At 37.2% G+C, this 24,181-nt stretch carries 15 protein-coding genes; 13 read left to right on the top strand and 2 right to left on the bottom strand.

The window, feature by feature from the left end; genetic code table 11:
- Position 1: 1 nt before the first annotated feature.
- From pruA to B1R93_RS04370, 4 genes are all read left to right on the top strand, one after another.
- Positions 2–1,549 (top strand): L-glutamate gamma-semialdehyde dehydrogenase, encoded by a 1,548-nt coding sequence (pruA, locus tag B1R93_RS04385; RefSeq protein ID WP_088102743.1) that lies wholly within the window; start codon positions 2–4, stop codon positions 1,547–1,549.
- A 111-nt stretch (positions 1,550–1,660) separates the two neighbouring features.
- Positions 1,661–2,578: a proline dehydrogenase family protein gene (locus tag B1R93_RS04380; RefSeq protein ID WP_088102742.1), complete on the top strand. Its 918-nt coding sequence runs from the start codon at positions 1,661–1,663 to the stop codon at positions 2,576–2,578.
- A 299-nt stretch (positions 2,579–2,877) separates the two neighbouring features.
- On the top strand, positions 2,878–5,025 hold the full coding sequence (locus B1R93_RS04375; protein WP_207634115.1) for an MASE3 domain-containing protein: 2,148 nt from the start codon (positions 2,878–2,880) through the stop codon (positions 5,023–5,025).
- 208 nt (positions 5,026–5,233) lie between these two features.
- Positions 5,234–6,616, top strand: a complete 1,383-nt coding sequence (locus B1R93_RS04370; protein ID WP_088102740.1) for an MATE family efflux transporter — start codon at positions 5,234–5,236, stop codon at positions 6,614–6,616.
- Positions 6,617–6,810: 194 nt separating this feature from the next.
- Here B1R93_RS04370 and B1R93_RS04365 read toward each other — a convergent pair whose 3' ends face one another.
- A complete protein-coding gene (locus B1R93_RS04365) occupies positions 6,811–7,956 on the bottom strand; it encodes a family 8 glycosyl hydrolase (RefSeq protein ID WP_088102739.1) in 1,146 nt (381 codons plus the stop codon).
- 598 nt (positions 7,957–8,554) lie between these two features.
- On the opposite strand from B1R93_RS04365, the gene B1R93_RS04360 reads away from it, so the two are divergent.
- The 8 genes from B1R93_RS04360 (at position 8,555) to B1R93_RS04325 (ending at position 21,061) form a co-directional block, all read left to right on the top strand.
- Positions 8,555–10,108: a response regulator gene (locus tag B1R93_RS04360; RefSeq protein ID WP_088102738.1), complete on the top strand. Its 1,554-nt coding sequence runs from the start codon at positions 8,555–8,557 to the stop codon at positions 10,106–10,108.
- Positions 10,109–10,118: 10 nt separating this feature from the next.
- Complete coding sequence (locus B1R93_RS04355; protein ID WP_088102737.1) at positions 10,119–11,864, top strand: sensor histidine kinase; 1,746 nt, start codon at positions 10,119–10,121, stop codon at positions 11,862–11,864.
- A gap of 285 nt (positions 11,865–12,149) precedes the next feature.
- Complete coding sequence (locus B1R93_RS04350; protein WP_245308225.1) at positions 12,150–13,784, top strand: ABC transporter substrate-binding protein; 1,635 nt, start codon at positions 12,150–12,152, stop codon at positions 13,782–13,784.
- A gap of 95 nt (positions 13,785–13,879) precedes the next feature.
- Positions 13,880–14,863 (top strand): ABC transporter permease, encoded by a 984-nt coding sequence (locus tag B1R93_RS04345; protein WP_088102735.1) that lies wholly within the window; start codon positions 13,880–13,882, stop codon positions 14,861–14,863.
- A 12-nt stretch (positions 14,864–14,875) separates the two neighbouring features.
- A complete protein-coding gene (locus tag B1R93_RS04340) occupies positions 14,876–15,799 on the top strand; it encodes a carbohydrate ABC transporter permease (protein ID WP_088102734.1) in 924 nt (307 codons plus the stop codon).
- 42 nt (positions 15,800–15,841) lie between these two features.
- Positions 15,842–17,965 (top strand): glycoside hydrolase family 52 protein, encoded by a 2,124-nt coding sequence (locus B1R93_RS04335; protein ID WP_088102733.1) that lies wholly within the window; start codon positions 15,842–15,844, stop codon positions 17,963–17,965.
- A gap of 1 nt (position 17,966) precedes the next feature.
- Entirely contained in the window at positions 17,967–18,980 is a 1,014-nt protein-coding gene (locus tag B1R93_RS04330; RefSeq protein WP_088102732.1) for an endo-1,4-beta-xylanase, read from the top strand.
- Between the two features lie 17 nt (positions 18,981–18,997).
- Entirely contained in the window at positions 18,998–21,061 is a 2,064-nt protein-coding gene (locus B1R93_RS04325; protein ID WP_088102731.1) for an alpha-glucuronidase family glycosyl hydrolase, read from the top strand.
- A gap of 182 nt (positions 21,062–21,243) precedes the next feature.
- Here the strand turns inward: B1R93_RS04325 and B1R93_RS04320 are convergent, their stop codons facing one another.
- On the bottom strand, positions 21,244–22,749 hold the full coding sequence (locus B1R93_RS04320; protein WP_088102730.1) for a NarK family nitrate/nitrite MFS transporter: 1,506 nt from the start codon (positions 22,747–22,749) through the stop codon (positions 21,244–21,246).
- 481 nt (positions 22,750–23,230) lie between these two features.
- Between B1R93_RS04320 and B1R93_RS04315 the strand changes: the two genes are divergently transcribed.
- A complete protein-coding gene (locus tag B1R93_RS04315) occupies positions 23,231–24,151 on the top strand; it encodes a DHH family phosphoesterase (RefSeq protein WP_165763724.1) in 921 nt (306 codons plus the stop codon).
- Positions 24,152–24,181 lie beyond the last annotated feature (30 nt).

Below are 24,181 nucleotides of genomic sequence, written 5' to 3'. Positions count from 1 at the left end.
TATGTTACCACTTTATCAACATGAACCATTTACTGATTTTTCAATTGAGGAGAACCGTTTAGCGTTTGAAAAAGCATTACAGTTAGTCGAAAGCGAGCTCGGAAAAGAGTACCCATTAATCGTAGGTGGAGAGCGTATAACGACAGAGGAGAAAATAACGTCTATTAATCCAGCAAATAAGCGTGAGGTAGTTGGAATTGTTTCGAAGGCGAACCAAAACATTGCTGAGAAAGCGATTCAGGTAGCCGATCAGGCCTTTAATACTTGGAGAAAAGTTAATCCTGAGGAAAGAGCAAACATATTAATTCGTGCAGCTGCAATGATTCGTAGACGTAAACATGAATTTTCAGCTTGGCTCGTCAAAGAAGCAGGAAAGCCATGGAAAGAAGCTGATGCTGATACAGCTGAGGCGATTGATTTTCTTGAATACTATGGTCGTCAAATGATTGTTCTAAAGGATGGGAAGCAAATTAATAGTCGTGTCGGTGAAAACAATCGTTATATTTACACGCCAATTGGGGTTTGTATTACGATTTCACCTTGGAACTTTGCATTTGCGATTATGGCCGGTACAACTGTTGCCCCAATTGTAACTGGAAATACCGTGTTACTAAAGCCGGCGAGCACGACACCAATCGTCGCTTATAAATTTGTAGAGGTTCTTGAGGAAGCAGGCTTGCCAAAAGGAGTTGTCAACTATATTCCTGGAAGTGGTGCAGAGGTTGGGGATTATTTAGTAGATCATCCGAAAACGAGCTTAATTACGTTTACAGGTTCAAGAGATGTTGGTGTTCGATTGTATGAAAGAGCGGCCAAGGTTCATTTAGGCCAGGAGCATTTAAAGCGCGTTATCGTTGAAATGGGTGGGAAGGATACCGTTGTTGTTGACTGTGAAGCCGATTTAGATTTGGCGGCGCAATCAATTGTCACTTCTGCTTTTGGTTTTTCAGGACAAAAATGCTCTGCAGGTTCACGAGCTGTTGTTCATGAGGCTGTGTACGATGAAGTTTTAGAAAAAGTTGTCGCACTGACAGAAGCATTAACTGTCGGTAAACCAACCACTCATGATATGTATATGGGTCCAGTTGTAGATCAAGGTGCATTTAATAAAATTATGAGCTATGTAGAGATAGGGAAAGAGGAAGGTCGTTTAATGACTGGAGGTCAAGGGGATGATTCAGAAGGCTTCTTTATTCAACCAACAGTATTTGCTGATTTAGAGCCGAAGTCACGATTAATGCAGGAAGAGATATTTGGTCCCATAGTAGCTTTTAGTAAAGCGAAGAATTTTGAAGATGCGATTGACATTGCAAACAATACTGAATATGGGTTAACAGGTGCAGTTATTAGTCATAATCGTGCCAATATCGAAAAGGCTAAACAAGATTTTCACGTAGGAAACTTATATTTTAATCGGAATTGCACGGGTGCCATTGTTGGCTATCATCCATTTGGTGGCTTTAAAATGTCCGGAACGGATTCGAAAGCAGGGGGACCTGATTATTTAATTCTTCATATGCAAGCAAAAACAATTTCGGAAATGTACTAATGAAGTAGGAAACGGAGCCTATCTTAAAAGTCATTGAAGCAGGGGTGTCTCAAAAGGTAAAAAGCTCTTTTGGGACACCTCCAGTTTACTTACAGTAGGGAGGGGGATATTATGGTCGTTGAAAAAATATCAAAAAACTTCTTTCTATCATTATCTAAAAACAAAATACTAAATAAGGGCGCGAGGAAGTGGGGACTACGTCTAGGTGCTTCGCAAGTTGTCGCAGGAGTTACAATTGATAGTGTCATTAATGCCGTTCGTAATTTAAACGAAAGGGGCCTAGTTTGTACCGTTGATCATTTAGGAGAGTTTGTTTTAAGTAAAGAAGAAGCACTTGAATCAACGAACATATGTATAAAGACAGTAGAAGCAATAGCAGCTACCGGTGTAAAATGTAATCTATCTGTCAAGCTAACTCAGCTAGGGTTAGATATTTCTCCAAGCTTTTGCTTGGAAAATATGCTAAATATCGTTGAAGTTGCAAATAAGCACAATATCTTTGTACGAATCGATATGGAAGATTTCTCGCGTAAACAAGCAACCTTAGAAATTTTAAAAGAATTACGAAAGAAATATAGCAATGTTGGAACAGTGATTCAAGCTTATTTACATTGTGCTGAAAAAGATGTAAAAGAACTAAAAGGGATTTCTCTTCGACTTGTAAAGGGGGCATACAAGGAGTTAGAGGAAGTGGCCTTCCAAGATAAAAGGGAAATTGATGAAAATTACATTAAAATTATTAAAGAACATCTTTTAAGTGGAAGCTATACGGCGATTGCTACTCATGATCATCAGATTATTGATTACGTAAAAGCGTTTTGTGAGCAAGAGAATATTCCACGGACACAATTTGAATTTCAAATGCTTTATGGGTTTAGAACCGACTTGCAGCAGCAACTAGCCGATGAAGGTTATACGATGCGAATTTACGTTCCTTACGGGAAAGATTGGTATGGTTACTTTATGAGAAGGTTGGCAGAAAGACCTCAAAATGTGTCCTTTGCATTAAGAGGATTTCTTTCAAAGTAGTAAGGTCTACTTTTCGGGAAGAACAGAAATAATTTCGACTATATGAGGGTGTCACAAAGGTTGATTTTTATCCTTTTTGTGATACCCTCTATTTCATTTGATAACATTCCTGAGTTTTTGTTCATTTTTTTGTAAATAACCTTTACAATTAAATTAATTGTTAAATTAATATATAAGGTGGGAATTGTTTGCTTACTCTTAAAGAAAGCCGAATTCTTCTTTTTTTTATAGTAGGTATCTTGTTGTTTTTCTCTAACTTTTTTAATATACATACTTATTTCCTGGGGATTTCAGACTACTTGTTTTGGCACACGATATTAGAATTATTGAGTATATCAATCACGCTCTCGATTTTTATCTATGGTTGGTTAGTACTTCCTTATACGAAAAATATGACTAATTTTATCGTAACGTTAGGTTTCATGATTGTGTCGGTTTTTGATATATTACATACATTATCTTATGATGGAATGCCTTTTACAGTCGCTGAACATTTACAAACGAGTGTTTGGTTTTGGGTTCTTGCCCGGATCACTGATACATTGCTCATTCTATTTGGCTTAGTTTATTTTAATAGAGATAAAGTGAAACAGGGCATTCATTATGCTAAATATTATGTTATTTTCTCGCTCATTGTGACTGTAGCTATCTCCTATCTCGTCATCACATATAGTGATCGTTTTCCTTTACTTATCGTTGAAGGTGAAGGAACAACCGCACTGAAAAATAGCATTGAATATGTAAGTGCAGGTATTCATTTAATTGGGCTTATTTACTTCTGGCGTACTTATAAGAAAACGAAGCAAACGTATCACGCTGACTTATTACTTGCCTGTTATTTTTTAATTCTTTGTGCTTTAACCGTAACACTTTATACAAGCATTCATTCTTTCTCTGTTATTGTTGCACATGTGTTTAAAGTTCTGGGGTATTTTTACATTATGAAATCTTTTTACTATCAAAATCTTAAAGTGCCTTTAGAAGAAAAACAGGTTACGGAAAAGAAACTTGTGGATGTTTCAAGTGAATTAGAATCACTTTTTAAATATACTCCAGATGCAATCGTGATTTTTGATCGGGAAAGTCGGTTAATTTTTCGGAGCAATGTTGCGTTTAAGGAAATGTTCGGCTTTGATCAAGAGCGACCTGTATTTCTTGAACAAATCGTTCCACAGACGAACGATGAGATAACATCATATGTAGAAGAGCTACATCCGAGCCGTTCTCTTATTAATTTCCCAACACAATTAAAACGGAAGAATGAGCAACTTATTGAAGTAAGTGTAACAATCTCTCCGATAAAATTAGAAAATCAACAAGTCGTTTATGCGGCGATTATTAGAGACGAAACAGATAAAAAGAAAGTAGAAAAGGAAATGAAAAAAGCGAGGCAAGAGCTTCAGGAGACGATTGAGCATCACCAAGGTACGATTTTTAAAGTGAAAAAAATAGAGGGCGAGTATCGTTTTACATTATGTGATGGAAAACTATTGCGAAAGTATTGTGATACACCAGAAGATATTATCGGTCGCACCGCGAGAGATTTTTTTCCTCCTGAAATCGCGTCAGTCATGGAGGAGCATTATGAACAAGCATGGAAAGGTGAGCCACTTACATATCAGTCGAATATTTTCGATGGAATCATCTTATTAATTTCTCTCATTCCGAAAAAGTATAACGGTCAAACGGTTGAAATATTTGGAACGATTACTGATATTACAACATTGATAGAAACAGAAGAATTACTCCGGAAAACTGAAAAGCTCACAGTGGTAGGAGAGTTAGCGGCAGGCTTTGCACATGAAATTAGAAACCCACTGACTACTTTAAAAGGTTTTATTCAGCTATTAGAAATAACGTCAGAAATTAAGAATAAAGAGTATTTGACGATTATGCATCAAGAGATCGATAGACTTGAGATGATTACAAATGAATTTATGGTTGTGGCAAAGCCGCAAGCAATCAAGTATCAGAGGGAGAATATTAATAACATAATAACAGAGGTTCTCCAGTTTATGGGGCCGCAAGCACTACTAATGAATGTAGAAATGAAGAAAGAAGGAACAGAGAGTAAAGCCCTCATCTATTGCGATAAGAATCAGTTAAGACAAGTATTTATTAATCTCATAAAAAATGCGATGGAGGCCATGCCGAATGGTGGGACTATTATCGTCAAGGTAGCCACAGACGATATGTTTATGGAGATATCCGTTATGGATGAAGGGAATGGTATCCCTGAGGAGATTATCGGTCGTTTAGGCGAACCTTTTTATACATTAAAGGAAAAAGGAACTGGATTAGGATTAATGGTTACTAAGAAAATTATTGAATCACATAATGGTTTTCTCGAAATAAAGAGTCAAGTAGGAGCAGGAACAACAATGACCATTAAGCTACCATTATGGAAAGAAGAGACTAGTAAAACTGAAATGAAAGCTTTCTCGTAATCGAGAAGGCTTTTTTTTACAAAAAAATTGAGCTGGTGTCGAAAAAGTATAGAGCTTTCTTAAAAAAATTTACAACTTCGATTAAATCAATCTCAACGACAGGTATCGTTGAGGAGATTATGATAAAATTCAACTACTAGATAGGGAGGAAAAAGGTAAGTAGAATTATTCGGCCTATTACACTGGGAGTGAGGAAGAGGAGAGAAGATTGAGTAGAGAGCGGGAAACGAATAAAAAACTAACCTTGTTTGCACTAACATGGCCGATACTTATTGAAGTACTCTTGCATATGTTAATGGGTAATGCTGATACGCTGATGTTAAGTCAGTATTCCGATAATTCAGTTGCAGCAGTAGGAGTTTCCAATCAATTATTTAGTTTTGTCATTGTGATGTTAGGCTTTATCGTAACGGGGACAAGCATATTAATTTCTCAGCAATTAGGGGCCAAACATTATAAGGAAGCTCGGCATGTTGTCGTTGTTTCATTGGCAACTAATTTACTTTTTGGGTTGGTTTTAAGCGTAGGACTCTTTTTCTTAAGTCCATTATTATTGCAATTAATGAATATTCCGAATGAACTAATGAAGGAAGCTGTTATTTATTTAAGGGTCGTTGGGGCTTTTTCGTTTGTTCAAGCGATGATTATGACAATAAGTGCAGTATTAAGAAGCTATGGATTTTCAAAAGATGCCATGTATATAACCATCGGCATGAATATTATAAATGTCGTTGGAAATTATCTTTTTATTTTCGGGCCTTTTGGTTTCCCAGTTTTAGGTGTAACGGGAGTAGCGATAGCAACAGTTACAAGTCGAACAATTGGATTAATTATATTTGTGCTTCTATTATATAAACGTATGGACAACCAACTACCATTATCTTATCTATTTACAGTTCCTAAAAAAGAGCTATCAGCATTAGTGAAAATCGGTGTGCCATCTGCTGCTGAACAGCTTTCATACAATATCTCTCAAATTGTGATTACGTATTTTATTGCTTCTATGGGGACGCAAGCTCTCACAACTAAGGTCTATACACAAAACATCATGATGTTTATTTTGTTATTTTCCTTTGCCATTGGTCAAGGAACACAAATATTAATCGGACATCAAGTTGGAGCAAAAAAATATGAAGACGCTTATAAACAGTGTATTCGTAGTTTAAACATTGCACTTGTACTAACAGTAATCATAGGGTTTATATTTTATATGATGAGCGGACCGTTTTTTGGCATTTTTACCGATAATCAAGAAATCATTGCATTAGGTACGAGCCTTATTTTGTTATCACTTCTATTAGAGCCTGGTAGAGCGTTTAACCTTATTGTGCTTAATGGCCTTCGTGCTGCAGGTGATGTGAAATTTCCAGTTTATATCGGTGTAGTCTCAATGTGGGGAGTAAGTGTAGCACTTTCCTATCTCTTAGGAATTAAGTTTGGATTAGGGTTAATTGGGATTTGGATTGCTTTCACCGCAGACGAATGGCTCCGTGGACTACTCATGCTCTGGAGGTGGCGGGGAAGGAAGTGGCAACGAATGTCGTTTGTTTCTGAGAAAGAGGAGCAACGAGAGGTTGCAGCAACAAAGTAATAAACTATACGAAAGAGGGCATTGAAAAAAGGGTGCTTTTCCCTTTTTCAATGCCCTCGTGCTAAAAGGTTGTTTTTTAACTTTTTGACACAGCCTGCAATGAGCATAATCGCTACATCTACGCACGCTTTACGCTTTTGAGACAACCCCTTTGGCTGGGAATTATTGTTTAGCTCTAAGGAAAAGAATAGCTCTTATTTTTGGGGCATCCAAATTTTATACTGACCGCTTAATGCAAGCATACTAAACATATATAAGCAATTGTCATAATATCGTCTTACCCCTTTTCGAACTGGAGTACGCCAAAATAAATCAACGTGCCAGGAAGCATAAGGACCATTAATGCAAGCTAATGAGGCCATTGCGTTCGTTGCAATCAAGCCGACAGGGTGAAGTGACTTCTCTTCAAAAGGCTTTCCTGCAATTGTGTAGCGGCGATAGTCTTCTGGTTCTTTATCAGCAAAAAAGGCTTGAATTTTAGTAGCTTCTTCAATTTCCCATTCGTCTCCTCTAAACCATTCATAATCGAGACCGATGTTCGCTGCAACACGATAGGAATCACTATAAAAGTGGCCAAAGCCTCTTTCATCATTTGGAGTGCCATCGTAAAATGCGTATTCAGGTGATAATCCTGTCTTTGGATGGCAGGAAATTTTTAAATATTCTCTACTTGCCTTTGCTGCCTCCGTCCAAAATGTGCGATCTTCTTCATTTGCCCATAAACTAAAAAGCTCGTAAAAATGTGGTAAATGATAGGAAGGATCCGAATACTCTACACTTGGGACAAATTTAATAAGCTTATTTTCGGGATTCCACATTGGATAGCCGTCGTTATTCTCTCCCTTATGTAAGCAATCACTTAATAGTTTTCTTGCCTGCTGGCTATAATTAAAAGGTTCCTCCGCTCCATCTCCCCATCGATGCGAAGCAAAAAATAATGCTAATGCAAAATACTCTTCACCATCGGGAGCAGGCCCATAAGCAAGTTTGGAGCCATCTGGCTTACATGACCAAGCGAAATAGCCGGCATTTTCCCCTTCTGTCATGTACATATAAGTTTTTGCCCACTTCCATAGTCTGTCGAATACATCCTTTTTATTGAGTTGAACAGCGATCATCATTCCATATGACATTCCCTCGGTACGAACGTCAAGATTTCCTGTATCGAGCATGTATCCTAGGTCATCGCCAACAGGATAATAAATTTTTGTGTCATCATCACCAAAAAAGATTTGCTCCCAAGTGTCCTCTACTCTTCTAGTAATCTCATGTTGTGAATATCCGTATTCTTTGAAAAAGTTTCGATATGTTCCGGTATAAAATGCACCTTTGTTAGCCATGTTTTTGCTCCTTTTTTGTACAATTTTTTGCTCGTGCTTATTAAAGCGGTTACAAATTAGTGATTTTGTGTAGTCTACCAGTCCAAAAACAGATTTGTAATAAGGGGAAGTAAAGAACTTATTTAAAAAAGTAAAGAGAATGAGTGGATCTAAAGTTTTTAGGGGGAGATCTAAAGTTTCTTCTCTTTAAAAAAGAGAAAGGGTTCGGTACCCTAAATATGAAGATTAAATAACGTTGTTTTGCTACTTTCTATTAGAAATTGAGCTCATAATAACGGGGAAGGAACACGTTTATAACGGTACCTCTTGGAATTGATTCTAGTCTTTTTCGTCGGTCAGGAATTGAACGTTCATCCCCTTTAGCAGCAGTCGTGGTGAATCGTTCGAATCAAGAGCAAGCGTTAAAGGTAGTAAAAGAGTAATGCAATCAATGTGGAGTTATTTGGAAATAATGGTTGATTTAATATGGTATACTATACAAGTATTGAAAATACTAGATTTTATTACTCACATATATTCACTTCTTTAGGAATTTTCGATCATTCGTTTTTGTTGAATAGTATTGAAAGCGTTTACCATTCTAGGAGGGAGAGGTCCTATGAATAAAGTTGTCATTGTGGATGATGAAATGTTCGTTCGTAAAGGAATTATTAATTTAATTGATTGGAATAAACTTGGGTATGAAGTCGTTGGCGAAGCTGATAATGGTGAGGATGCGATTAAAATAATCAATGACTTAAAGCCAGATGTCGTGATAACGGATATTAGAATGCCAGTCGTTGATGGCTTAGAATTAATAAAGAAAGTAAAAAAAATGAATGAACACATAAATTTTATCATTATCAGTGGTTATAATGACTTTTCTTATGCACAACAAGCGGTAAGATACGGGGTATTTGACTTTATTCTAAAGCCAGTAGATAAAGAAGAGTTTGAGGAAGTTCTCGAAAACTTAGCTGATTATATAATGAAAGAAAAAAAACAGCAGCTAAAAAGTGAAAATGCACTTGCTGAAACGATGTTTACAAGCTTACTTGGAAATCAGTTCAATGAATCCGATATTGTGCGGTGGTCTTCCTTATTAAACGTAACGGATTCAACAGCACTTTATTATTGTATTTGTGAAGTGAATAATGTTTTTCCAGAGGATGATATTGAAAAACTTAAACAAACACTATCCGAGACGGTGCAATTTGTTATTGGAGAAAATCAACAGCTTCTGTTTGAACAAGAAAAAAATATATATGGTCTACTCATTACTCCTAAACATTTAAAAGCCTTTCAAGGAAATATCAAAATCCTTGTCGATAGGATTCAAGATTCTTTGTTACGAAAGCTACCAAAACCGATCACGTTGTATGTTAGTGAATGTTTCTTAGGTCTTCCTTCTTTAAAACAAGGATACGATACCGCATCTCTATTAAGAAAATATAAATTTATTTTCTGTGAAGGCAAGCCGCTCTATTATGAAAGCTTAAAAAAAATCCAACTTAGTTACTCTGAAATGAATCATGAATTGTATCAAGCACTAATGGAACAAATTGAGGAAGGACGAACAACAGAGATTATTCAAACCGTCGAAGGAATTTTCGCAAAGTTTAAAGATGATCATGTTTCAAATGAAGCAGTTGTAACATCAATAAATCGCTGCATATATGGGATAATTCAAACGATTACTAGTATGAGCGATAAGGAAGAAACGATTTCACAAAACATCATTACACAGTGGGAAAGCTGTAATTTAACGCCGACCTACTTAAAAAAGCTTTTTACAGATTTTGTTTTAGAAGGTTCATCTATTATTCATAATTTACGTAAAAACAATTTAAAAGGAGATATTCATAAAATTAAAACATATGTAGAACTAAATTATGATCAAAATATTAGCTTAAAGAGTATTGCAAAAAAATATTATATGAATCCAGTCTACATGGGACAGCTATTTAAGAAAACATTTGGGGTTTATTTCAAAGAATTTTTATTAACGAAGAGAATAGAGGAAGCAAAAAAGCTCTTAAGAAAAACGGACTTACGAGTATACGAAGTAGCACAAAAAGTGGGCTTCGGTAGTACAGATTATTTCGTAACTCAGTTTGAAAAAATGACAAAAATGACTCCGACTGAATATCGAAATCAGTTACTGAACCAATGAGTGTAGCGCAATGATTCCATCTAAATTTAAGTTTAACAATATAAAATTAAGTAAAAAATTGCTCATTCTTTATATTTTTTCAGTGTTTCTTCCAATCATCTTAACGAATGTAATCTTTTATCAAGTGACGACTGAAAATATTAGAAATCAGAAGATGAAGGACCTTTCGTTAACATTGGAACAAATAACAAATGATTTTTTAGACGTAGTCGATCATGCAGGCGGGATCTCATCAGGATTGTATACAGATGCAAATCTTTATGACTTCTTTGAGGAAGACTATGTAAGGATTATCGATTATATTGAAGCCTATGATTCGTATATTAGAGAATTTAATAGATATAGTCCAATCTACTATTCAATTCAATCAATCAACTTTTATACGGACAACCCTTCTGTCATCTATGCTGGTGGCATTCATCCTATTATCGAGCCGGAGTGGTACGATGAAGTGACATCAACATCACATCCGATTGTCACGAGAACAAAATTTAGCAACACCTTTAGTGTTATAAGAGAATTGGATTATTATCCAAATCAAAGGAAATATCAAAAAATTATTAAAATTGATCTTAACCCAAATACGATAAAGGAAATCTTTGAAAGTGTTACGTTTCAAGGTAATGTCTATTTAGTAAATGAAAAAGACTATATCGAATATACTGCTGACAAAAATGTTGATTGGCGGGCTGGCACGACAGCCTTTGATTCATTAAAGCTATCATCAGATACGATCATCTTTGACGAAAATCATTTTAAAGGACATTATTTAAATGGATGGAAAGTTGTTGGAACGATAACAGAACAAGAAATATTAAATGAAGTATATCAATCTGGGAGATTTATCATTGTGTTAGCGTCTCTAAATTTCTTTATTCCTACCTTAATTATTATTCTAATATCTAGATCCTTGCATGTTCGAATATTACGTATTGTAAAACATATGAAAAAAGTGAAACGACAAGACTTTGAAACGATAAAACAAGGCGAGAAGGATAAGGATGAAATTGGTGAACTAACAAGTGAATTTAATCGAATGACTAGAACAATTAACCAGTTAATAAACGATGTTTACGTAGCTAACATTCAAAAAAAGGATTTAGAAATAAAAGAAAAACAAGCACAGCTTAGTGCTCTTCAAAGTCAAATAAATCCTCATTTTCTGTTTAATGCACTGGAGACAATCAGGATGCGAAGCATTATTAAAGAAGAGGTGGAAACTGCAAAGATTATTCAAAATATGGCGAAAATCTTTAGGAACTCACTTACTTGGGGGAAAGATTGGGTAACTGTTCGAGAGGAAATGAAATTAATTATTTGTTTTCTTGAGATTCAACAATATCGTTTTGGAGATAAACTAGAGTATCATATAGATATTGAAGATCAGGTATATAACTATAAAATTCCTAACATGGCGTTTTTACCCTTTGTTGAAAACGCTAGTATTCATGGAGTCGAACCTATTAAAGGGATAGGGAGAATTAATCTTCAAATTCAGTTAATTGATGATAGTATCGTTTATACATTAACTGATAACGGGATGGGTATGACAGAAGAAACGCTTCATCGTCTAATGGAATCTTTAAAGAATGAAGAGGAAATGGGGACGAGTGTTGGTGTGAAAAATGTCTACTATCGTTTGAAAATGTATTATGGGCAAGATTTTGAATTTACAATAAAAAGCTCCCCTGGGGAGGGAACAACTGTAAAAATAAGCCTGCCGTGTAAAAACGTTGGTCAACATCATTCAGAGTAGTTTAGAAGAGAGTTCTATATAGATGAGAGGTTGATTTCAGAGGTTATAATCCGCCTTCTGAGTCAGCCTCTTTTTTAGAATGAACGAGTTGATTCACTATTAATGTCGAAAAAATATTTCTACTAGAAAGAAATCACATAAGTTTTCCTAAATTCGAACTATAGTTTACCTAGTCATGATCTTTAAAAATCAACGTTATAATGAAAGTGCTTTCAAAGAATGAAAGCGATTAAATATAGGGGGGGACGTAAATTGTATAAGACAAAATATTTAAATTGTTTGTTCATGCTATTCATTCTATTTACAGTTGTAGCTTGTTCAAGTAATGAAAGCACAAGTGATGAGAATGATTCGAATGTAGAGTCAGAAGTAGACAAGTCGCCAGTAACGTATACATACTTTAATGCTGGTAGCGCAGGAAATGATGTTGATACGAAAGACACAAAAATTGGTAAGATTTTTGAAGAAGAAACAGGTGTTAATTTTAGAATCGAACATCTTGTAGGAGATGTGAATACGAGAATAGGGACAATGGTTGCTAGTGGCGAATATCCAGATGTTATTAGTCCTGACACAGCCATTGATACGATATTAGATGCAGGAGCCTTTATTCCATTAAATGATTTACTTGAGGAGCATGCGCCAAACTTACTTGAAGCTTATGGCCCTTATTTAGAGCGAATGAAAGATGAAGATGGCAATATTTATTTCATTCCTTTTGGTGCAACTCATAATTATATTCCTAATCCTAACATTGACCAAGGGGCGTTCTGGATTCAACGTGGAGTATTAAAGGAATTCGATTATCCAGAAATCACTACGTTAGAAGAATACATGGATTTAATTGAAAAATATCAACAGAAGTATCCAGAAGTTGATGGGAGCAAAACAATTGGCTTTACGGCTTTAACGTATGATTGGAGATTCTTTGCATTTGCTAATGCCCCAATGCACTTAGCAGGTTACCCAAATGATGGTGACGTTATTGTTGATATGGAAACGTATGAAGCAACGGTGTATGCGGATAAAGAACCTACTAAACGTTACTTAAAAGAGTTAAATGAACTAAATGCAAAAGGTTTATTCGATAAAGAAGCTTTCGTTGCAAACTATGATGAATATTTAGCAAAAATAGCTTCGGGTCGTGTGCTTGGATTCTTTGACTATGGATGGCAAGTAAACCAATCGCTAAATAATTTATTGGAAGCTGGCGACGATGATAAGCGTTTTGTTGCATTACCAATCGTTTTAGATGAAGGAATTAAAGATCAGTATCTTGATCCTCCTGCGTTTATCGCTAACCGTGGAATTGGAATTACAGTAAGTGCCGAAAATCCAGAGAGAATTGTTCAGTTCTGGGATCACATGATTAAAGAAGAGAATCAACGTTTAATCATGTGGGGCTTTGAAGGAGAGCATTATGAAGTTGGTGAAGACGGTCGTTTCTTCCGTACTGATGAGCAATTATCATTAACGGCAAAACAAGAGGAAAGAGAAAAATCGGGTATGGCTTATTTTGAGTGGAGCTGGCCTCGTATTAACGGAACCTTTTCTGATGGAAACGCAGTTGAACCAAGAAGGCAATCTGAGGTCGCTCGTGCAAATTATACAGATGGAGATAAGAAATTGTTAGAACAATATGGTGCAGAAGTATTCGCAGATTTCTTTGCAGAACCAGATGAGCGTCCTTGGTACCCTGCATGGGATTCGAATCTTGAACAAGGATCTCCAGCCGATATTTTTGCTCAAAGAAGTGAAGATTTAAAGCGAAAGCATTTTCCACGTATAGTTCTTGCGGACCCAGCTCAATTTGAAGCAGAGTGGGAAACGTTTGTAACAGAATATCAGAAATTAGATGTAGCCGCTTTTGAAGAAGCGATGACCCAGGTTGTAGCAGATAAAATGGAAGCAGCACAGTAAAAAAAAGGTCAGTTAAAGGTTAAGAGGGGGATGTGATGGTCACGCCTCCTCTTTTTTAAAAAAGGTTTAAAGGTGTAGAACAGGAGGGAAAGCGCATGAGTATTGTAAATCAAACACCAACACCAGTACAAACTCCGTTACCGAGTAAAAGAAAGAAAAAGCCAGGCATTAAATATTTCTTTAAAAAGTGTTCTGAACAAAAAGCACTTCTTGCGATGAGTGTTCCATTTATTATTTGGATTTTTATATTCAAGTATATCCCTTTATACGGTTGGACGATGGCATTTCAAGATTTTAAACCTGCTAGACCGATACTAGAGCAAACCTGGGTTGGATTTAAACATTTTAGCTTCTTGTTTACAGATCCACAGTTTTATTTAGTTTTACGAAATACTTTAGCAATGAGTGGGATTAATCTTGTGTTAGGCTTTGTGACCGCGATTGGTTTAGCTGTTTTATTAAATGAGCTTCGTCATATGCCTTTTAAAAGAGTCGTTCAAACAATAAGTTATATGCCTCACTTTTTATCGTGGGTAGTTGCAGCAAGTATCGTTTCCTACGCTCTTTCTATGGAAAACGGGATTATCAACATTATATTAACGAATCTAGGAATTATTAAAGAACCGATAATGTGGTTAGGGATTGGGGAGTATTTCTGGGGAATTATCGGTGCCTCAGATGTTTGGAAGAACGTTGGTTGGAATACGATTATTTATTTAGCGGCGATTGCTATGATTGATACGGAGCAATATGAAGCAGCTGAAATAGATGGTGCATCAAGACTACAACGTATTTGGCATATTACGATTCCTGGAATGAAACCAGTAATTGTGATTTTGTTGATTATGAACCTTGGTTACATTTTAGAGTCAGGCTTCGAAGCTCAGTACTTATTAATGAACCCAATGAATATGGATTATGCAGAAAATTTAGATATCTTCGTGTTGAAGTATGGGATGTCGATGGGCAACTTCTCACTTGCAACTGCAGCAGGGATTTTTAAAACCGTTGTCAGCTTTATTTTCCTTTTTGCAGCAAATCATATTGCCAAAAAATTAGGACAGGCAAGATTATTTTAAGGAGGGAACAACATGAAATTACCTAATTTAGTTGGAAGACGAAGATCATACGATGATTTAATTTTCGATATCTGTAACTATACATTCATGATTTTTTTATGTGTGATTATGCTGTATCCTTTCTTGAATACGTTAGCAATCTCACTTAATAGCGCAAGTGATTCGGTCCGAGGTGGTATCTTCCTCCTACCTAGAGAGTTTACGTGGTACAACTATGAACATGTATTTACTCAGGCAGCTGTTCTACATTCAGCGATGATTTCGGTATTAAGAACGGTAATCGGGACAGCAACTTCAGTATTTTGTACCGCTATGCTGGCATATACAATTAGCCGTCAGTATTTTGTGTTACGCAAGTTTGTAACGATTGTGTTCGTTCTCACAATGTATTTTAACGGGGGATTAATTCCAACGTATTTGTTAATGCGTGAATTGTCATTAATCGGAAGCTTTTGGGTTTACATTTTGCCCGGAATTATCGGAGTTTTCAATTTAATCGTTATTCGTTCATTTATTGAAGGACTTCCTGATAGTATTTTTGAATCTGCTCGTATGGATGGTGCAGGGGAGTTTACACAGTTCTTTAAAATTGTTTTACCGCTATCTCTACCTGTTATTGCAACCGTTTCATTATTTGTTGCCGTGTTTCAGTGGAATCAATGGTTTGATGTGTTTTTATACAATTCGTCGTTTCCAAGCTTAAGTACATTACAATATGAACTTATGAAAATTTTACAAAACTCAAATGCATCGATGTCTTCTCGGTCAGCAGCGGATGCCTTCTCTAATGCTGGAAATGCATCAGCAAATGTTGTCAGTCCAACCTCTGTACGGGCAGCGATGACGATAGTCGTAAGTGTACCAATAATTTTGGTGTATCCGTTTTTACAAAAGTACTTTGTTAAAGGACTAACGTTAGGTGGAGTAAAAGGCTAACATTTATTGATTTAACGCTATTAACAGGAAGGATAGGTTTTTATGCCAAAAAATATCTTTTTTAACGCTCATCATTCACCAATCGGTTCATATTCTAGCTTTACGTTAGGCTTTCCAGGTGCAGGAGGCGGTTTAGATTTAGAATTAGGTCGTTCCCCGAGACAAAATATCTTTATCGGGGTTGAATCGGCAACAAGGGCAGGGGAGTATGATGCTCTCCCGTTTTTTGCAAGTGCAGATGATGAGAGCAAGCGCTATGATATCGAAAATCCTGATCCTGATCAAAATAAACCGAAAATAATCTTCCCATTTTCAAAGGAGGAGGTAACACGCAATTTCCGTTTAGGAACAGATACGTGGGAGGCTGGGGATTTATCATTTACACTTTATTCACAAACGCACTCTGTTCCCGACCCAGCAACAGCGTCTGAGGAAGAGATGAAGCTAGCAATTGTACCAGCGATCGTTGCGGAACTTACGATTGATAATACAGACGGTTTGAACAGCCGTCGCGCTTTCTTTGGTTACCAGGGAAGTGATCCATATAGCTCAATGCGCCGTTTAGATGATACTTGTGAAGGCATTTCAGGTGTGGGTCAAGGAAGGCTAACGGCCATTACCTCTGCTGATCCGGGTGTAAAATCAGCCCTTCATTTTAGTCTAGAGAATATTTTGACGACACCACTGGAGGAGAATTGGAGCTTTGGTTTAGGGCCTGTCGGATCACTTATTATGGATGTGCCAGCAGGTGAACGAAAAACATATCGATTTGCTATTTGTTTTCACCGTTCCGGTTTTGTAACTGCGGGTCTTGATGCATCGTACTATTACACCCACTATTTTTCAAATATTGAAGCTGTTGCAGCGTACACGTTAGAAAATCTTGAATCTATCAAGAAAAGAGCACAGGAGGCAAATGCACTCGTTGAAGCTGCTCGGTTATCTGAAGACCAAGCCTTTATGATGGCACATTCAATTCGCAGTTATTATGGTTGTACTCAATTTTTAGAGGTAGATGGTCAACCATTTTGGGTTGTAAATGAAGGCGAATACCGCATGATGAATACGTTTGATTTAACGGTTGACCAGCTTTTCTTTGAGTTAAAGATGAATCCGTGGACGGTCAAAAATGAGCTTGATATGTTTGTGAAGCGTTTTAGCTATGAAGATCGCGTGCGTTTTCCTGGAGACGGGACTGAATATCCTGGTGGTCTTAGTTTTACACATGATATGGGTGTGGCAAATACGATTTCTCGTCCACATTACTCTTCTTATGAATTGTATGGGTTAGATGGTTGTTTTTCTCATATGACACATGAACAACTAGTCAACTGGTTACTTTGTGCATCTGTTTATGCTGAGCAAACAGGTGATCAAGAATGGTTGAATGAGAATTTGGATGTTTTTGAACGTTGCTTTGAGAGCATGTTAAACCGTGACCATCCAGACAAAGCGGAGCGTAATGGAATAATGGGATTAGATTCAACGCGCGTTATGGGTGGTGCAGAAATCACAACATATGACAGCCTTGACGTTTCTCTTGGTCAGGCTAGAAATAATATTTATTTAGCGGGAAAAAGCTGGGCTTCTTATGTGGCTTTAGAAAAACTATTTAATGAGAACGGAAAAGAGGAATTAGCAAAGGTTGCTGGAGAACAAGCGGAAAAATGTGCGCAAACCATTGTTAGTCATATGACTCCAGAGGGATATATTCCAGCTGTCATAGGCGAAGGGAACGATTCAAGAATCATTCCAGCGATTGAAGGGCTCATTTTCCCTTACTATACAAACTGTAAAGAAGCTCTTGATCCTAATGGACGATTTGGTCGGTATATTAACGTATTAAAGACACATTTGAAAACGGTGCTAACAGATGGTGTATGTTTGTTTGAAGATGGAGGTTGGAAAATCTCTTCAACAAGTAATAACTCATGGCTCAGTAAAATTTATTTAAGTCAATTTATTGCTAGAGAAATTCTTGGATGGGATTGGGATGAAAAAGGCGCAAAGGCCGATGCAGCTCATGTTGAGTGGCTTACCCACCCGACACTTTCAATCTGGAGCTGGAGTGATCAAATCATTTCTGGTGAAATAGCTGGAAGTAAATATTACCCTCGTGGTGTAACGAGTATTTTATGGTTAGAAGAATCAAAAGGAGGTCTGTAACATGATTGGAAATTCCCCAACAGTTCCATCTCTCCATTCAGTCTATCAAGATTATTTTAAAATTGGAGCGGCCGTTAATTCTGTAACAATTGACTCTCAAAAGAGTTTACTAGCAAAGCACTTTAATAGTATTACTGCCGAAAATGAAATGAAATTTGAACTGCTTCATCCTACTGAACATCAATATACATTCGAAAGAGCGGATGAAATCGCCGCTTTTGCAAAACAAAATGGAATGAAAATGCGTGGTCATACGCTTGTTTGGCATAATCAAACACCAGATTGGGTATTTACAAATGAAGCAGGGGCCCCAGCAAGTCGGGAGCTTCTTCTTCAGCGAATGGAGCACCACATTACAACAGTAATGGAGCGGTATAAAGAGCAGATTTATAGCTGGGATGTTGTAAATGAAGCAATCTCTGATGATGCTTCAGAATTTTTACGACCATCTAAATGGTTAGACATTATCGGCGAGGATTTTATTGCTAAAGCGTTTGAAGTTGCCCACAAAGTTGACCCGAATGTATCACTTTTTTATAACGACTATAATGAAAGCCACCCTGAAAAGCGTGAGAAAATTTATCGTTTAGTTAAGTCACTGGTCGAGAAAGAGATACCAATTCATGGTGTTGGCTTGCAGGCTCATTGGAATCTATCAAGACCTACGCTAGAGGAGATAAGAGCAGCCATTGAGCGTTATGCTTCTCTTGGGCTGCAAATTCAAATCACTGAAATGGACGTTTCTGTATATGATTGGGAGGACCGAAGAACAGATTTAACTCAACCAACAGAGGAAATGAAAGAACGTCAAGAGCAGCTTTATGAACAAATCTTTCAACTGTTTAGGGAATACCGCGATGTCATTTCAAGTGTCACATTTTGGGGAGTAGCCGATGATTACACATGGTTAGATGATTTTCCGGTAAGAGGAAGAAAAAACTGGCCGTTTGTTTTTAACGAACAGCACCATGCGAAGGGCTCCTTTTGGAAAATCGTAAACTTTAATCAGAAATAGATTGGGGGAAACGCACCATGGTTATAAAAACGAAAGAAGCACACGGATACGAAGGTTGGCTTCGTTACCGTAAAGTAGTTAATGAAGCTTGGTTAAAAAAAAATGAGCGATTTTTTCGTGGTGTGGTAACTCTAGACGACAGTTTGCTGTTACATACTGCAAAAGAAGAATTGTTACGTGGCGTTGCAGCTATGCTAAATAAGAACTTAGTTGATGCTACTAATCAAGAGCAGGTGGTGATTCTAGCTACCTGTAGTCATTATGAGGACGTTCATCATGCAATTGAGCGAGCTACTTTTAATGAACTAACAGATGATGGATATATCGTTAAAACAACCGAAGAGAAGGACAGCCTTCTTATCGTAGGGAAATCGGATAAAGGTGTACTATATGCAGTATTTCATTTATTGCGTTTAATTCAAATGGAAGAAAACTTGGAGCATCTAAACATTGTTGAAAATCCTAAGAATTCATTAAGAATGCTTAATCATTGGGATAACATGGATGGTAGTATTGAACGGGGATATGCGGGGGAATCAATATTCTTTGAAAACAACCAATTCGTTTCAAATTTAGATAGAGTTAAGGATTATGCGCGTTTACTTTCTTCGGTGGGAATGAATAGTATCGCTATAAATAATGTCAATGTCCATGCAGTTGAGTCAAAACTTATCACGCCGGAGTATCTTCCAGATGTAGCCAAAATAGCTGATATTTTTAGAGCTTATGGAATTACAACGTTTTTAAGTGTGAATTATGCTAGCACAATTGAAATAGGCGGTCTAGAAACCGCAGATCCGTTGGACGCAAATGTTCGTAGATGGTGGCAGGAGAAAACGAAAGAAGTTTATGATTATATTCCAGATTTCGGTGGCTACTTAGTTAAAGCTGATTCTGAAAACCGCCCTGGTCCGTTTACGTATGGTCGAAATCATGCAGATGGTGCGAATATGCTAGCAGAAGCATTGGAGCCTTTTAAGGGAATTGTGTTATGGAGGTGCTTTGTCTATGATTGTCATCAGGATTGGCGTGACCGCACGACCGATCGAGCGAAAGCTGCCTACGATCATTTTAAACCATTAGACGGAGATTTTAACGAGAATGTTATTTTACAAATTAAAAATGGTCCGATGGATTTTCAAGTTCGTGAGCCGGTCTCACCTTTATTTGGAGCGATGCCAAAAACAAATCAAGTATTAGAGTTTCAAGTAACACAAGAGTACACTGGGCAACAGAGACATCTTTGTTATTTAGTTCCGCAATGGAAAGAAGTTCTTGATTTTGATACGTATGCGAAAGGCATGGGTTCAACAGTAAAATCAGTTGTTGATGGTACCGAGTTTGGTTATAAGTATTGTGGAATTACAGCGGTCTCAAATGTCGGCAATAATGATAATTGGACTGGACATACGTTAGCGCAGGCAAACTTGTTTGGCTATGGTCGACTCATTTGGGATCCCGATCTTTCTTCTGAAACGATCACGAATGAATGGGTAAGGTTAACATTTGGACATGACGATTTCGTTGTTGAGCAAATTAGTTCAATGCTTCTTGACTCTTGGTCTATTTATGAAAATTACACAGCTCCTTTAGGGGTTGGTTGGATGGTTAACACAGGTCACCACTATGGCCCAGATGTCGATGGTTATGAGTATTCCCCCTGGGGGACGTATCATTTTGCAGATTGGAAAGGAATTGGAGTAGATCGAACTGTTGAGACCGGAACAGGTTATACAGACCAATATTTTCCAGAGAATGCAAAGATGTATAACTCAGTTGAGACATGTCCTGATGAGCTTCTCCTCTTTTTCCACCATGTTCCTTATACTCATAAGTTAAAATCGGGAAAGACAGTTATTCAGCATATTTACGATACGCACTTTGAAGGTGTCGAGCAGGCGTTAAGTTTGAAAAAACGTTGGCAGCAGTTAGAAGGGAAAGTTGATGAAACGCGCTATAAGGATGTGCTGGCTAGACTTGAAGAACAAAGTGAACATGCCAAAGAGTGGCGTGACAAAATCAATACGTATTTTTATCGTAAATCAGGAATAGATGATGAAAAAGGTAGACAAATTTACTAGTTCTAATTTTTAGCAGAGTAGTTCCTTTAAAACAAAGTCCAAGGCAATGGCACGAGTCGCTACGCGTCATACGATGGAAACCCACATCGTATGACTTTGAAAGATGTAGCGACTCTGAGCATTGCAGGGTGTTCCAAATGGTCAAAAGCAGGGCCTTTTTGGGAGGGCACCCTTATTTGTATTTATAGTGCTTTTCTTTGTTGAAGAGCAGCATCTGCATCTGCTTGCTGTTGTTTTTCTGCATCAGTTAAATAATATTCTTCGCTGAATGAGTTTTGTGGCTCTTCTAATGTTAAGTAGCAAATAACAAAACTAATGAAAGCACCAGAAGCAAGGATGAAGAAAAATTGTTGTGGTGTCACAAATGTATATAGTGTAAGGTAAATCGTTGCACCAACATTTCCATAAGCTCCGGACATCCCAGCAATTTGTCCCGTTACACGCTTCTTTATCATTGGGATAACTGCGAATGTTGCCCCCTCAGCCCCTTGGATAAACATCGATGTTAATACTGTAATAGCAACAGCTAATATTAATGGCCAGCTAGAGTTCATTAATCCCATTAAAACTAAGCCAACTGAAATTCCAAACATATAGACTAGCATGACTTTGCGGCGGCTTCCCATTCTATCAGATAATACCCCACCTAAAGGACGAGCGACGAGGTTGACGAAAGCGAAAGAAGAAGCAATCAGCCCTGCTGTAGCTGGAGTTAAAGAGAAAGTTAATTGGAAAAACATAGGAAGCATTGATACAATCGCTAATTCTGCACCAAAGTTTGCAAAATACGTACTATTTAAAGCCCCTACATTTTTAAACTTATATTTGTCTTCTTCAGGAACACCCGCTTTAAGACGCGGGACATTAACTTTTAAAATATTATAAATTTGATAAACTACGACTAAACTAATAACAGTCCAAATAATATAAAGTGCTTCATCAGAGATAAACCCAAGTCCTTCGAGTCTCCATGCACTTACGGCAAGTGCACCACCAAGTGGTAACGTCCAGGCAATTAGTTGAACTAAATCACCCCAGCTACTAATTTCTAAAGCTGAAGCCTTTTTCGGTCTTACTAATGCTTTCCCTTTAGGTGTATCTCTAACGAAAATGTAAAAGATAATTCCATAAACGAAGCAAACGACACCAGTTAGTGCAAGAGCATAACGGTAGCCATTGTCGCCACCTAAAATCGTTAAAGCAAACCATGGTAGTAGCATAGCCGCCGCCGCCGAACCAAAATTCCCCCAACCGCCATAAACACCTTCAGCAAAACCGACACTCTTAGGAGGGAACCATTCAGCAACCATTCGAATCCCAACGACAAAGCTAGCGCCAATACTACCTAAGATTAAACGCGAAACCATTAATTGTGTCCAAGTATCTCCAAATGCAAAGGTAATTGCGGGAACAGACATTAAAATTAATAATGCAGAGTAGACAACACGAGGGCCATATTTATCTAATAATGACCCAATAATGATCCTTGCAGGAATGGTTAGTACAACGTTACAGATACCTAAAGCAGCAATATGCTGTGGTGTGAGCCAATTCATGTCAGCCATCATTGTCGTCGCTAAAGGTGCCATACTGTACCAAGCAAAGAAAGAAACAAAAAATGCAAACCATGCAAAATGTAACATCTTGATACGATCATTTTTGAACTTAAATAAATCTGTTACAGTCATTTGAAACCCTCCTAGAAAATACATGTTTTACTTTCCTTCTTAGTTTTACATTAAGTTTTTTGATTTGTCTGAATCTTTGTTAGATACGTTCACAACTGTCATGGTCAATAAAACGTAATTATAGGTGCTTCAAGTAAAGATGAGTCATTCATATAAACCCTCCTTAGAAATGCATCTTTGATGTTGTTATTTTTGCATGGATATTTTAAGCTGTCTGTAAAAATGAAAGGAAAGTTAACATTGAATTTTCCATTAGCATAAAAGACATTAGAGGGCACTGAAAAAGGGTGGGTTTCCCTTTTTCAGTGCCCTCGAAAATCCGTCTTTTTTAGTGCTCCTTAGAATAAGACACTCTTTTTTTTGATGAAAAACAGAAGAAAAAGATGAAATCGATTGCATTTCGTAATAAGGCAGGTTGTCATTGAAACTAATCAGGTGATAAAATAAAGAAGTACTAGCATCTACTAGGGGGGAAAGTATTGTGAGATTAGTCACTCGTTCAGATTTTGATGGTCTTGTAACGGCAATGCTATTAAAACAGTTAAATATAATTGATGAAATGAAATTTGTTCATCCTAAAGATATGCAGGATGGTAAAGTAGAAATTACTGAAAATGATATATTAACGAATGTTCCTTATGTGGAAGGCTGCGGAATGTGGTTTGATCATCATGCGAGTGAACTAAAGCGAGCAGAAGAAGAGGTATTTACCTTTAAAGGCGAAGTCCGATTGGCAGATAGTGCTGCACGAGTCGTCTATGAATATTTCGGTGGTCGTGAGAAGTTTGGACCTCATCTAGAAGATATTATGGAAGGTGTAGATAAAGCCGATTCAGCAAGATTTAGTAAACAGGATATTTTGTATCCAAAAGGATGGGACTTAATCTCATTTATAATGGATGCGCGAACAGGTTTAGGTCGGTATCATGATTACACGATTAGTAATTATCAACTAATGGAAAAGCTTGTAGATTTATGTGCTGAGAAAAACGGAATTGAAATTCTTGAGGATCCTGATGTTCAAGAACGCGTAAAGCGTTATTTTGAGTTAAATAAAGTGTTTCAAGACATGCTAAAGGAGCATTCAAGAATTGATGGAAATGTTATTATAACGGATTTACGAGGCGTAGAAGAGATTTATCCTGGTAACCGTTTTCTAATATATGCTCTTTACCCAGAGCAAAATATTTCCCTATGGATTGTTGATGGTTTTCGCAACCAAAATTGTGCAATAGCTTGCGGGCATAGCATTATTAATAAAACTTCAAATACACATGTAGGGCACCTAATGAGAGAGTATGGTGGCGGTGGTCATGAGGCAGCTGGTACGTGCCAAGTACCGTATGATCAAGCAGACGAAGTTATTCAACAGCTTATAGATACGATGAAAAAAGATGGTTAATATTAAAGGAGAATGAGAGGTTATAAACCT

This window comes from Halalkalibacter urbisdiaboli (assembly GCF_002156385.1).
GTDB classification, from domain to species: Bacteria; Bacillota; Bacilli; order Bacillales; family Bacillaceae_D; genus Halalkalibacter_A; species Halalkalibacter_A urbisdiaboli.
The sequence above is the reverse complement of the archived record's forward strand: the minus strand, read 5'-3'. Positions and strand labels throughout refer to the sequence as shown.